The sequence below is a fragment of the Verrucosispora sp. SN26_14.1 genome (assembly GCF_004307965.1).
GTDB lineage: Bacteria > Actinomycetota > Actinomycetes > Mycobacteriales > Micromonosporaceae > Micromonospora.
Genome location: NZ_SISL01000162.1, coordinates 1 through 12,245, shown reverse-complemented (window position 1 = coordinate 12,245; position 12,245 = coordinate 1). Strand labels below are relative to the sequence as shown.

General features: G+C 72.3%; 10 protein-coding genes. 4 read left to right on the top strand and 6 right to left on the bottom strand.

What is annotated here, in order from left to right; translation table 11 throughout:
- Positions 1-259: 259 nt before the first annotated feature.
- The 4 genes from galT to EYA84_RS16030 all read right to left on the bottom strand — a co-directional run bounded on the left by galT (position 260) and on the right by EYA84_RS16030 (position 5,410).
- Entirely contained in the window at positions 260-1,336 is a 1,077-nt protein-coding gene (gene galT / locus EYA84_RS16045; RefSeq protein ID WP_131053882.1) for a galactose-1-phosphate uridylyltransferase, read from the bottom strand.
- Entirely contained in the window at positions 1,333-2,121 is a 789-nt protein-coding gene (locus EYA84_RS16040; RefSeq protein ID WP_131053881.1) for a DeoR/GlpR family DNA-binding transcription regulator, read from the bottom strand. Before EYA84_RS16040 ends, galT begins: the two co-directional genes overlap by 4 nt.
- Before the next feature lie 92 nt (positions 2,122-2,213).
- The gene (gene cysC / locus EYA84_RS16035) at positions 2,214-3,743 is read right to left on the bottom strand and encodes an adenylyl-sulfate kinase (RefSeq protein WP_131053880.1); all 1,530 of its coding nucleotides are present in this window, start codon (positions 3,741-3,743) and stop codon (positions 2,214-2,216) included.
- Between the two features lie 107 nt (positions 3,744-3,850).
- Complete coding sequence (locus EYA84_RS16030) at positions 3,851-5,410, bottom strand: glycosyltransferase family 2 protein (protein ID WP_131053879.1); 1,560 nt, start codon at positions 5,408-5,410, stop codon at positions 3,851-3,853.
- Between the two features lie 263 nt (positions 5,411-5,673).
- On the opposite strand from EYA84_RS16030, the gene EYA84_RS16025 reads away from it, so the two are divergent.
- From EYA84_RS16025 to EYA84_RS16010, 4 genes are read left to right on the top strand one after another with little or no spacing between them, the layout of a single operon-like run.
- Positions 5,674-6,588 carry an ABC transporter ATP-binding protein gene (locus EYA84_RS16025; RefSeq protein ID WP_131053878.1) on the top strand — a complete coding sequence of 305 codons (915 nt, stop codon included), beginning with the start codon at positions 5,674-5,676 and terminating at the stop codon, positions 6,586-6,588.
- Complete coding sequence (locus EYA84_RS16020) at positions 6,581-7,462, top strand: ABC transporter permease (RefSeq protein WP_131053877.1); 882 nt, start codon at positions 6,581-6,583, stop codon at positions 7,460-7,462. Before EYA84_RS16025 ends, EYA84_RS16020 begins: the two co-directional genes overlap by 8 nt.
- Positions 7,459-8,415, top strand: coding sequence for an ABC transporter ATP-binding protein (locus EYA84_RS16015; RefSeq protein WP_131053876.1), 957 nt, complete (start codon positions 7,459-7,461; stop codon positions 8,413-8,415). Before EYA84_RS16020 ends, EYA84_RS16015 begins: the two co-directional genes overlap by 4 nt.
- Positions 8,415-9,125, top strand: a complete 711-nt coding sequence (locus EYA84_RS16010; RefSeq protein ID WP_131053875.1) for an ABC transporter permease — start codon at positions 8,415-8,417, stop codon at positions 9,123-9,125. The genes EYA84_RS16015 and EYA84_RS16010 overlap by 1 nt, the downstream gene beginning before the upstream one ends.
- A 150-nt stretch (positions 9,126-9,275) precedes the next feature.
- Here EYA84_RS16010 and valS read toward each other — a convergent pair whose 3' ends face one another.
- Together valS and EYA84_RS16000 are read right to left on the bottom strand one after the other, a co-directional pair.
- The gene (gene valS, locus EYA84_RS16005; RefSeq protein ID WP_131053874.1) at positions 9,276-11,840 is read right to left on the bottom strand and encodes a valine--tRNA ligase; all 2,565 of its coding nucleotides are present in this window, start codon (positions 11,838-11,840) and stop codon (positions 9,276-9,278) included.
- A 45-nt stretch (positions 11,841-11,885) separates the two neighbouring features.
- Positions 11,886-12,245: ATP-binding cassette domain-containing protein (locus EYA84_RS16000; RefSeq protein WP_131053873.1), on the bottom strand; the 360-nt coding region annotated here is incomplete at its 5' end.

The following is a 12,245-nucleotide window of genomic DNA, read 5'->3' as shown; positions in this document are numbered from 1 at the left end:
GACAGGCGCGGGCGGACACGCCGGGCGGCGTCACCCGCTCCGGCGCGCCTCGTTGACCAGGGTGGACGAGATGCCAGTCCCGTCCTGGAAGGTTGACCGTCGCCGCCGCGCGGCACGCGTGCCCAGCAGCCAGCCTTCCTCGGCTGTCACCGACAGCCAGCCGTCCCTTCCCCGCGGGGGGCCCTGTCCCGGGCCCCCCGCGCCCTGCTCTCCGCCCCGACGCGTCACCGCAGCAGGTCCCGCGCACGTCGCGGTCGACTCAGACGGCGCGGAGCCGGGCGGCGGCCTGCTCGGGGGCGATGTCGTTGCTGAACACGCCCATCGCGGACTCCGTACCGGCCAGGTACTTCAACTTGTCCGCGGCCCGCTTCACGCTGAACAGTTGCAGATGCAGGTGACCCAGCTCGCGGTCCACGCGTACCGGCGCCTGGTGCCAGGCGGCGATGTACGGCATCGGCGCGTCGAACAGGCCGTCGAAGCGGCGCAGCAGGTCCAGGTAGAGCGGGCCGAAGGCGTCCCGCTCGGCCTCATCCAACGCCGGAATGTCGGGCACCGGCCGGTGCGGGGCGAGGTGCACCTCGAACGGCCAGCGGGCAGCGGCCGGGACGTACGCCGTCCAGTGGTCGTTGGCGGCGACCACCCGCTCGCCGGCCGCACGTTCGGCGGCGAGCACGTCGGCGTAGAGGTTCCGGCCTCCGGTGCGCTCCGCGTGCCGGCGGGCCGCGCCCAACAGCGACCGGGTACGCGGCGTGACGAACGGGAACGCGTAGATCTGCCCGTGCGGGTGGTGCAGGGTCACGCCGATCTCCACCCCCCGGTTCTCGAAGCAGAACACCTGCTCCACTCCAGGCAACTCGCCCAGCGCGGCGGTCCGGTCGGCCAGCGCGTCGAGCACGGTACGGACCCGGCGCGGCGGTAGGCCGGCGAAGGAGCCGTGGTGGTCGTCGGTGAAACAGACCACCTCGCAGCGCCCCTGCCCGGGCCGGACCGCCGTGAACGGCGTCATCTCGGTGGGCTCGTCGACCACGTTGCCGCTCAGGGCCGGGAAGCGGTTCTCGAAGACCGCCACGTCGTAGTCGGGCGCCGGGATCTCGCTGGACCACTCGTCGGTCGAGGGACAGAGCGGGCACTGGTCGGCCGACGGCAGGAAGATGCGCGTCTGCCGGTGCACCGCCAGCGCCACCCACTCGTCGGTGAGCGGGTCGTAGCGGAGCTGGGAGGCGGGTGGGGGAGGGGGCAGGTCGCGCCGGTCCGGATGGTCCCGGACGCCGTCGTCCCGTTCGTCGAAGTAGATCAGTTCGCGGCCGTCGGCCAGCCTGATCGCGGTACGCCTCATCGCGGCCCTCCTGGTCCGGTCGCCGGCACCACGAGCAGCTCACCGACCCGGTCGGCGAGCAGCCGGCGGGCCTCCGGAGCCAGCCGGTCGTCGGTGACCAGCACGTGCGCGTCCGACAACGGGGCGATGGCGGAGAGGCCGACCGTGCCCCACTTGGTGTGGTCGGCGAGCACCACGAGCCGATCGGCGGCGGCCACCAGGGCGCGGTTGGTCTCCGCCTCCATCAGGTTCGGCGTGGTGAAACCGGCCCGGTCGGTGACCCCGTGGACGCCGAGGAAGAGCAGGTCCAGGTGCAGGGACCGGACGGCCGCCACGGCCAGCGGTCCGACCAGCGCGTCCGACGGCGTCCGCACGCCGCCGGTGAGCACCACCGTCTGGTCGTCCCGGCCCTGGTCGTGCAGGATGTCGGCGACCGGCAGCGAGTTGGTCACCACGGTTAGGGACGGCACGTCGACCAGTCGTCGGGCCAACTCGGCGGTGGTGGTGCCGGCGGAGAGCGCGATCGCCGCGCCGGGATGCACGAGTCGTGCCGCGCGGGCCGCGATGGCGGCCTTCTCGACCTGTTGGCGCACCGACTTGGCCTGGAAGCCGGGCTCGTCGGTGGAGCCGGCGACGGTGGCCCCGCCGTGTACCTTGGCCAGCAGGCCGCGCTCGTGCAGCAGGTCCAGGTCGCGCCGGATGGTCATGTCGGAGACACCGAACTCGACGGCCAGCTCACCGACGCGGACCCCGCCGGTCGCCCGGACCCGGTCCAGGATCGCCGCCTGGCGTTGTTGGGCGAGCATCGGCACCCTCCGCGCCCCACGTCAACGAACATCTTCGAACATGGGCAAACATAGCGCGGGTCGGCAACCTCCCGGAAGGGACGATCCCCGGGTCAGAGCGCGGGACGCGGCGGCTCGACCCAGCCGGTCTCGGTGAGCTGGTGCAGGACCGCGTGCACGGCGTTCTCCACCGCGAGATCCGTGGTGTCGAGCACCAGATCGGCGTCGGTCGGTTCCTCGTACGGGTCGTCGATGCCGGTCATGCCGGTGAGCAGACCTGCCCGCGCCCGCGCGTACAGGCCCTTGCGGTCGCGCTGCTCGCACACCTCCAACGGCGTGGCCACGTGCACCAGGACGAAACCGGCGCCCGCCGCCGTGGCCATCTCCCGGGCGGTCGCCCGGGCCTGGGCGTACGGGGCGATCGGGCAGCAGATGGCGATGCCCCGGTGCCGGGCGATCTCGGCGGCCACCCAGCCGATCCGGCGCACGTTCGTGTCCCGGTCGGCCCTGCTGAAGCCCAGCCCGGCGGTCAGCTCGCGGCGCACCACGTCGCCGTCGAGCAGCGTCACCGTACGCTCGCCCTGCTCGCGCAGCGTGTCGGCGAGCCCCCGGGCGACCGTCGACTTGCCCGAACCGGAGAGCCCGGTGAGGAAGACCACCAGCCCACGGTGCCGCCGGGGTGGCCGGGCCCGCGTCAACTCCTTCGCCACCGCGGGCGGGGTGTGCCACTCGGGCAACGGGAAACCCCGGTCCAGCAGATCGTCGACCTCGGACTGGGTCAGCGCCAACCGGCGGTTGCGCGGCGGGATGTCCTCGCGCCAGCGCCACTGGCCGTCGCGGTTGTCGTACGCGAGCTCCCGGGGCACCAGCACCCGCAGCCCGGCGCCAGAGAGCATCTCACCGGTGGAGAGCAGGTGGGTGACGCCGTACGCGGCGGACACCCGGGCCCGCAGCAGGGCGTCGCTGATCTCGTCCCTCCTCCGGGAGAACGGCACCGCGACCAGGGTGGCCGGCGGCATCCGGTCGCGGGCGGCGAAGACGCCGCGCACCAGCGCCTCCGGCGGCATGCCCCCGGTGCCCTCCTCGCCCACCGGAATCATGATCAACAGGTGGGCGCTGAGTGTCCGGACGGCGTGCGCGATCTGGGCCAGTTGCGGGCGGTGCAACGGCCGGTCGGCGACCACACCGAGCACCCGGCCGGGCGGCAGCATGGCCCGGATCTCCTCGGGCGGGCGGCGCAGCCGCTGGAACGGGCCCTGCCCGCCGTCGCCGAGCCGGCGGACCGTGCCGCCGACGCCGGCCACGCCGTCACGGACCTGCCAGGCGTCGGCCACCTCCAGCGCCGCCACCGGCGCTCCCTCACCGTCGGCGAGCACCACCGTGCGGCGCTCCGGATCGTGCAGGTCGAGCCCCTGGACCAGCGTCGTGGGCACCTGGAGGGTCACCGCGACCGGCCACGGTGCGCCGTCGACGAGCCGACCACGGCGGCTGACGGAGACCAGGTCGGCCCGGGTCATGAAGCCGGTCAGCGGCGCGTACGCACCAGTGAGCAACAACTCCAGATCCGCGAGCTCGCCGGGACGCGGCGTGTACGTCGGCGCGTCCCGCAGCACCTCGTCGGGCAGCACCCACCCGTTGCTCATCAGACCCCCAACTCCGGCGACCGGCACACAGTTTCGCAGCCGGTCGCCGATCGGTCGAGAGCGCCACTCCTCCCACGGCCCAACCGGCCCCGGCGGCCGTCCGAGGGTCAGGTGGCGCCGACCGCGCCGGGCCCGGTCGCGCCGGGACGGCGGCCGAACGTCCGCTGCACCCGTCGCCACAGGCCGACCTTCTCCGGCGGTGGCGGGGGAGTCGGGCTCGGGCGCTTGTCCACCACCACCGGGCCGTCGGCCCCGACCGACAACGCCAGCGGCACCTTCGCGTCCTTGGTCCAGCCGAAGCTGGACACCCGGGCCTTCAGTGCCCAGTCACCCGGGTCCGGACCGCCGTCGAGCGTGTCGACGTCGACCGTCGCCGTGCCCCGGTAGACCACGCGCAGGCCACCTGCGGGAACGGTGACGCGCTTCACCTCGAAGCTCACCGGCAGGAAGGACTCAGTGCCGTCCCGGGCGCTCCGGGCGAGGACGTCCAGCCGGCCGTGCCGCAGCTCCTCGGTGCAGTCGAGCAGGTCGGTGGGGATCTCCTCGACCGGTACGACGAGCAGGTCCCGCCCGTCGACGTGGGTGAACGTGATCGGCCCGTCGCCGGTCCGTAGCTGACCGGTCAGGGTGACGACGAGCGTCGAGCCGGTCAGTTCGTACCCGGTCAGGCGGACGACGCCGCGGACGCCCGCCTCCCACTCGGCCAGGCGGTGCAGGTCCTCGACGCGGCCCTCGGCGGCGAGCGCGGTGACGGTCCGTTGCAGCGCTGGCAGCGCGGCGGCGACCCCCGGCGCGAACCGTTCCCGGATCGTCCTGCCGACCTCGTCGACGACCTGGTCGGCCCAGTCCCGTGGCGCGTCCCGCAGCCGCTTGCCGCGCAGCCGGGCGAGCATCTCGTTGCGTAGCCACCGCCGGTGCAGCCGGTCGCGCTGCGGACCCGGCGGCACGTGCGCGTCGACGATGTCCAGCACGGCGCGCAGACTGTCGAAGTACTCGGCCGGATCGAGTCGGCTGGCGGTCAGGTTGCCGCCGTCGGTCCGTTTGGCGTGGTGGTAGCAGGTGTAGCCGGAGAGCACGCTGACGCGGCGGGCGAGCAGGTACGCCCGGGTCACCAGATGGTGGTCCTCCAGACGTCTCCGGTCCTCCGGGAACCGCAGGTCGTGCTCCAGCAGGAAGGCCCGCCGGAACATCTTGTGGCAGGTCATGCTGTCGATGAGCGGGGCGTCGTGGAGCGTGGCGTCGGGGCGGTCGACGCGGAACAGCTCCCGGGGCACGGTCCGACCGTGACCGACCATCCTGCCGATCGCGATGTCCGCGTCGTGCCGCACCGCGTACGCGTGGAGCCGCTCCAGGGCCTCGTCGGCGAGCCAGTCGTCGTCGTCGACGAACTGGACGTACTCCCCGCGGGCCCGGGCGATCCCGAGGTTGCGCGGACGCGACGGCCAACCGGCGTTCTCGGTGTGCAGCACCTGGATGTGCGGGTGCGCGGCGGCCAGCTTGTCCAGCAGGGCCCCGGTGTCGTCGGTCGAACCGTCGTCGATGAAGATCACCTCGAACTCCGCCGCCGGCATGGACTGCCGCAGCAGGGAGTCGACGAGCGTCTGGATGGTCCCGGCCGCGTTGTACGCCGGCACCACCACGCTCACCTTGGGCCCGCCAGCCGTCATCGTCCTCCTGCCCGCCACTTCCGCCGGTTGTCGTGTCGCATGCTCCATGGTGTACCAAATGCCGCGATCACTGAGTGTGCGGGGTCGAATCCTCCTCTTCCGGCCCGGCGTACGCAACCGACTCCGGCGTGCCGGTGGTGGCGGGGATGCCGGCCCAGGTCCGGGACGCCTCACCCTAGGGGGCGGCCACCCGGGGAGGATCAGGGGAAACAGGGGCCCTCACCGGGGTCCGGAACATTGCCGACCCTCTCTAGGCTGTCGACGTGACACTGATCGCAACCGAGTCGTTGACGAAGGTCTACGGCGGCGGGGTCACCGCACTGTCCGAGCTGACGGTAGCGGTGGAGCCAGGAATAGTCGGGCTGGTCGGCGCCAACGGCGCCGGCAAGTCGACGCTGATCAAGCTCCTGCTCGGCCTGCTCGCCCCGACCAGTGGCCAGGTACGCGTACTCGGCCTCGACCCCACCACCGATCCCACGGCGGTACGCGCCCGGGTCGGCTACATGCCGGAGCACGACTGCCTGCCACCCGACCTGTCCGGCGCCGAACTGGTCACCCACCTCGGGCGGATCAGCGGCCTGCCGAAGACGGTCGCGCGGGAACGTGCCTCCGAGGCGCTGCGCCACGTCGGGCTGCACGAGGAGCGACACCGCCCGGTCGGCGGCTACTCCACCGGCATGAAGCAGCGGGTCAAGCTGGCCCAGGCGCTGGTGCACGACCCCGACCTGCTGCTTCTCGACGAGCCCACCAACGGTCTCGACCCGGCCGGCCGGGACGCGATGCTGGCCCTGGTGCACCGGATCGGCACCGAGTTCGGCATCTCCGTGCTGGTCTGCTCCCACCTGCTCGGCGAGGTCGAGCGGATCTGCGACACGCTGGTCGCGATCGACGGCGGGCGGCTGCTGCGCGCCGACCACATCGCCGCGATGACCACGGCCCTCGACGTGCTCGCCGTCGAGGTCAGCGAGGGCACCGACGAGCTGGCGACCCGGCTGACCGCGCTCGACCTGCCGGTGAACCGGGAGGGGCAACTGCTCCTGGTCCCGCTCGCCGACGACGGCACCTACGACCTGATCCTCGGTGCGGTGGCCGAGCTGGACCTGCCGCTGCACCGGTTGGACCAGCGCCGACACCGGGTCTCCGAACTCTTCTCCCGGAGGGAGAGCACCCATGCCTGAGCCGACCGGCGTCATCCACGACATCGGCTACCAGCGGTACACCGGTCCCCGGCTCGGCCGCCGGTACGTCTTCGGATCGCTCTACCTGCACGGCGTACGCACCGCCTTCGGTCTGGGGCGCAGCGCCAAGGCGAAGATCTTCCCCTGGCTGGTGGTCGGCATCGTGCTCATGGTGGCCGTCGCCGCCACCGCGATCCGCGCCCAGTTCGGCGAGGTCGTGATGACGTACGCGCAGTTCGCCGACAACATGAGCTGGCTGGTCCTGTTCTTCGTCGCGGTGGCCGCGCCCGAGCTGGTCTCGCGGGACCTGCGCAGCGGTGTGCTGCCGCTGTACTTCTCCCGGCCGCTGCCCCGCGCCGACTACCCGCTGGCCAAGCTGCTCGCCCTGGTCACCTCGCTCTGGCTGCTGCTCGGTGCGCCGCAACTGTTCATGTTCCTCGGCGGCGCGTTCACGCTGGACGGTCCCGGAGCGGTCTGGGACGAGTTCGTGGACCTGACCGGCGGGCTGCTCTACGCCGGGCTCTGGGCGGCGGTCTTCGCCTCGATCGGCCTGCTGGTCGCCTCGCTGACCGGCAAGCGGGCCTTCGCCGCCGGTGGCATCGTCGCGGTCTTCCTGATGACCACGCCGATCGTCGGCACCATGTCGATCCTGCCCTCACAGGCGGCCAACCAGCTCTCCGGTCTCGCCTCGCCGTCCACCCTGGTGCAGGGCGTCGGCGTCTGGACACTGCGCGACCTGCTGATCACCGACCAGGACGCCTTCGTGCCCGACCTCGGCCCGTTCGGCCCGCTGTACGCCGTGGCCGCCGTCGCGCTCGTGGCCGGCTGCGTCGCCCTGCTGCTGGCCCGCTACCGGAAGGTGGCCGCACGATGACCACGACCTCCTCCGCCGCCGCGCCGACGGCCACCGCCACCACCAGCAGCCTCGACCTGGCCGGGGTCTCCCGCTGGTACGGCAACGTGGTCGCGGTCAACGACGTCAGCATGTCCCTCGGCCCCGGGGTGACCGGTCTGCTCGGACCGAACGGGGCCGGCAAGACCACGCTGCTGCACATGATGGCCGGATTCCTCGCCCCGTCGCGGGGCGCGGTCACCCTCGACGGGCGGCCCACCTGGCGCAACCCCGAGGTGTACCGCCGGCTCGGGCTGGTCAGCGAGCGGGAGGCGGTGCACTCGTTCCTCACCGCGTACGAGTTCGTGCTCGCCACCGCCAGGATGCACAAGCTGCCCGACCCGAAGGAGGCAGCCCGCCGGGCGATCGCCCTCGTCGAGTTGGAGAGCGCGCAGGACCGCCGGATCGGCACGTACTCCAAGGGCATGCGGCAGCGGGCCCGGGTGGCGGCGGCGCTGGTGCACGAACCGCAGGTGCTGCTGCTCGACGAGCCGTTCAACGGCATGGACCCGCGCCAGCGGCTGCACATGATGGAGCTGCTGCACTCGCTCGGCGACGCGGGCCGCACCATCCTGTTCAGCTCGCACATTCTGGAGGAGGTCGAGCAGGTCTCCGGCACCGTGCAGGTGATGGTCGCCGGCCGGCTCGCCGCCTCCGGTGACTTCCGCACCATCCGCCGACTGATGACCAACCGGCCGCACGTCTTCGCGATCCGCTCCACCGACGACCGGGCGCTGGCCGTCGCGCTGATGGCCGAACCCTCGGTCAGCGGCGTCGAGCTGGGCCGCAACGGGCTGACCGTACGCGCCGGCGACTACGGCTCGTTCACCCGGGCGCTGCCGAAGGTGGCGCTGGCCCGGGGCGTACGCGTCAGCCAGCTCGTGCCCGAGGACGAATCCCTGGAGAGCGTCTTCTCCTACCTGGTGGAGGCCTGATGTCCACTGTCTCCTGGATCACCGCGCGCGGGCTGTTCGGTCGCCGCCGGTTCCTGTTGCTGCTGCCGTTGCCCATCCTGCTGGTGGTGCTGGCCGTACTCTCCCGTGGTCTGGGGGTGAAGCCCACCGACTGGGGACCGCCGGTCCTGGTCGGCCTCGGCCTGGCCGTGGTGCTGCCGGTGATCGCGCTCATCGTCGGCACCGGCGTGCTCGGTGCCGAGATCGACGACGGCACGGTGGTGCACGTGCTCACCACGCCACTGCCGCGCTGGCAGATCGTCCTGCCCAAGCTGGCGGTGGCGGCCGGTGCCACCGCCGTCACCGTGGCGGTGCCGCTCTTCGTCGCCGGTCTGCTGGCCGACTCGGTCCGCCTCGGTCTGGCGCTCGCCGTCGCCGCGACGGCCGGTGCGCTGGCCTACTCGGCCCTGTTCGTGGCGAGCAGCCTGCTCACCCGGCGGCCGGTGCTGCTCGGCCTGGTCTACGTGCTGATCTGGGAAGGGCTGCTCAGCAACGTGGTGACCGGTACCCGGGTGCTGTCCATCCAGCACTACGTGATCGCCGTCGCCGACAGGCTGGCCCCGACCGAGCTGCTCAACACGACGGTCTCCGTGCCGGTGGCGGCGGTGATGATGGTACTGGTCAGCGTCGGCTTCACGCTGCTCGCCATCGACCGCCTACGGTCCTTCTCGGTGGCCGGCGAAACCAGCTGAGGTATGCAAGGAAGGGCACCTTGTTAACGCCTCCGGTATAGGAAGGGCCCCCTGTTAACGGTTCCGACGGGCTCGTGCCGGCCGGTTGTTAGCAGGGGGCCCTTCCTATGCACCAGGCGTTAACAAGGTGCCCTTCCTTTCACCCAAGCGCTAGAAGGCGCAGGCGATGACGAGTTCGGTGGTGCGGTCCGGCAGCAGGTCGAGTTTGCCGATCCGGCCCGCCGCCCGCAGGTCGTCGGCGACCTCGGTGAGCTGGTCGAGCAGGGCCGCCGGACCGAGCGCCTCGGCCAGCGGCACCTCCGCCCTCATCGACAGCTTCCGCTCCGACTTGGCCCGCCGGACCTGCCCCAACGCGTCGGAGGCCAACCGCAGCAGCGCGGGATCACCCTCGCCCTGGACGGCCCGGTTCACCTCGTACGTGGTGGGCCACGGCGACCGGTGCACCGACCCGTAGCGCCACCAGGACCACACCTCCTCCGTCGCGTACGGCAGCACCGGCGCGAAGAGCCGGAGCTGCACGGAAAGCGCGGTGGCCAGCGTTGCCCGGGCCGAGTCCGCCCCGGCACCGGTGCCGTAGGCGCGTTCCTTCACCAACTCGATGTAGTCGTCGCAGAACCGCCAGAAGAACGACTCGGCGGCCTGCAACGCGGCCGTGTGGTCGTACGCCTCGAACGCGGTGGTTGACGCCGCCACCACTGACGCCAGTTCGGCCAGCACCGCCCGGTCCAGCGGGGTGGTCGCCGGGGCGCGCAGGGCGTCGGCGGCACCGAGCCCGAGCGCGAACCGCGACGCGTTGAGCAGCTTGGTGGCGAGCCGCCGACCGACCTTGATCTGTGCCGGGTCGAACGCCAGGTCGGTGCCGGGCCGGCCGTTGGCCGACCAGTAGCGCACCGCGTCGGAGCCGTGCTGCTCCAGCAACGCCATCGGGGTCACCACGTTCCCCTTGGACTTGGACATCTTCTTGCGGTCCGGGTCGAGGATCCAGCCGGACAACTCGGCGGTGTGCCAGGGCAGCGTGCCGTGCTCCAGGTGGGCCCGGACCACGGTGGCGAAGAGCCAGGTCCGGATGATCTCCTGGCCCTGCGGGCGCAGGTCCATCGGGAAGATCTTCCGGAACAGTTCCGGGTCACGTTCCCAGCCGCCGGCGAGCTGCGGGGTCAGCGACGAGGTGGCCCAGGTGTCCAGCACGTCCGGATCGCCGACGAATCCGCCCGGCACGCCGCGCTGCGACTCGTCGTAACCCGGCGGGGCGTCCTCGGACGGGTCGATCGGCAGCGCGGAGTCCTCCGGCGTGAGAGGGTGGGACCAGTCCGGCTCGCCAACGTCGTCGAGCCGGTACCACACCGGCACCGGCACGCCGAAGAATCGCTGTCGGCTGACCAGCCAGTCGCCGGTCAGGCCGCTCACCCAGTGTTCGTAGCGGTGCCGCATGTGCTCCGGCACCCAGCGCATCTCCCGCCCCCGGGCCAGCAGCGCCTCGCGCAGGTCGGCGTCGCGGCCACCGTTGTGCAGATACCACTGCCGGGTCGAGACGATCTCCAGCGGCCGGTCGCCCCGCTCGTAGAACTTCACCGGATGCGTGATCGGTCGCACGTCGCCGACCAGGTCACCCGCGTCGACGAGCAACTCCACCAGACGACGCCGGGCCCCGTTCACGGTCTGCCCGGCCAGCTCCGCGTACGGGCCGCCGGGCACCCCGGACGGTGGCTCCGGCAGCAGCCGTCCGTCGCGGCCGATCACCACCCGGGTCTCCAGGTCCAGTTCCCGCCACCAGGTCACGTCGGTCAGGTCACCGAACGTGCAGACCATCGCGACGCCGGTGCCCTTGGCCGGGTCCGCCAGCGTGTGCGCGCGCACCGGCACCTCCACCCCGAAGACGGGGGTGCGCACCACCGTGCCGACCAGGTCGGCGTACCGCTCGTCGTCGGGGTGGCAGACCAGCGCGACGCAGGCCGGCAGCAGCTCCGGGCGGGTGGTGTCGATCAGCACCTCGCGCCCGTCCGGCCCGTGGAACCGCAGCCGGTGGTACGCGCCGGGGCGCTCCCGGTCCTCCAGTTCGGCCTGGGCCACGGCGGTGGCGAAACCGACGTCCCACAGCGTCGGCGCCTCCGCCTGGTACGCCTCGCCCCGGGCCAGGTTGCGCAGGAAGGCCCGCTGCGAGGTGGCCCGGGCCGCCGGACCGATCGTGGTGTACATCAGCGACCAGTCCACCGAGAGCCCCAGCCGCCGCCACAACGCCTCGAACACCTGCTCGTCGGAGACGGTCAGCCGCTCGCACAACTCGATGAAGTTGCGCCGGGAGATCGGGGTCGGGTCCTTGCGGGCGGCGTCGTCCACCGGCGCCTGCGGTGCCTGCCACTCCGGGTCGTACGGCAGGCTCGGGTCGCAGCGCACGCCGTGGACGTTCTGCACCCGTCGCTCGGTGGGCAGTCCGTTGTCGTCCCATCCGATCGGGTAGAAGACCGTCCGCCCCCGCATCCGCTGGAAGCGGGCGACCAGGTCGGTGTGGGTGTACGAGAAGACGTGCCCCATGTGCAGTTCGCCGGATACGGTCGGCGGCGGGGTGTCGATCGCGTACACGTCCGACCGCTCCTTCGTGCGGTCGAACGTGTACGTGCCCTCCTCCTGCCAGCGGCGCGACCAGGTCTCCTCGAGTCCGTCCAGGGTCGGACGCTCGGGGACGCCGGTGCGGGCCGTCCTCGCCGTATCAGTCATCCGTCGATCGTAGGCGGGGGACCAGGGGGGCGGTCACCGGAATTTCTACAGCAGCGAGTCGCGCCACTGGCGGTGCAGCGCGGCGTACCGGCCTCCCTCGGTGACCAGTCGGGCCGGGGGGCCGTCCTCGACGATCCGGCCGCCGTCGAGGACCAGCACCCGGTCGGCGGTCTCCACCGTGGAGAGCCGGTGCGCGATCACCACTGCGGTCCGGTCCCGCAGGATGGTGCCGAGCGCGTGCTGCACCAGACGTTCGGTCGGGACGTCCAGCGACGAGGTGGCCTCGTCCAGGATCAGCACCGCCGGATCGGCCAGGAAGGCCCGCGCGAACGCGACCAACTGCCGCTGCCCGGCGGAGAGCCGGCCGCCGCGCCGGTGCACCTCGGTGGCGTACCCGCCGGGCAG

Excerpts from the sequence above, each read along its gene's own strand:
- galT (WP_131053882.1), bottom strand. The coding sequence starts at position 1,336 with ATGAGGCGTACCGCGATCAGGCTGGCCGACGGCCGCGAACTGATCTAC.
- EYA84_RS16040 (WP_131053881.1), bottom strand. The coding sequence starts at position 2,121 with ATGCTCGCCCAACAACGCCAGGCGGCGATCCTGGACCGGGTCCGGGCG.
- cysC (WP_131053880.1), bottom strand. The coding sequence starts at position 3,743 with ATGAGCAACGGGTGGGTGCTGCCCGACGAGGTGCTGCGGGACGCGCCG.
- EYA84_RS16030 (WP_131053879.1), bottom strand. The coding sequence starts at position 5,410 with ATGACGGCTGGCGGGCCCAAGGTGAGCGTGGTGGTGCCGGCGTACAAC.
- EYA84_RS16020 (WP_131053877.1), top strand. The coding sequence starts at position 6,581 with ATGCCTGAGCCGACCGGCGTCATCCACGACATCGGCTACCAGCGGTAC.
- EYA84_RS16015 (WP_131053876.1), top strand. The coding sequence starts at position 7,459 with ATGACCACGACCTCCTCCGCCGCCGCGCCGACGGCCACCGCCACCACC.
- EYA84_RS16010 (WP_131053875.1), top strand. The coding sequence starts at position 8,415 with ATGTCCACTGTCTCCTGGATCACCGCGCGCGGGCTGTTCGGTCGCCGC.
- valS (WP_131053874.1), bottom strand. The coding sequence starts at position 11,840 with ATGACTGATACGGCGAGGACGGCCCGCACCGGCGTCCCCGAGCGTCCG.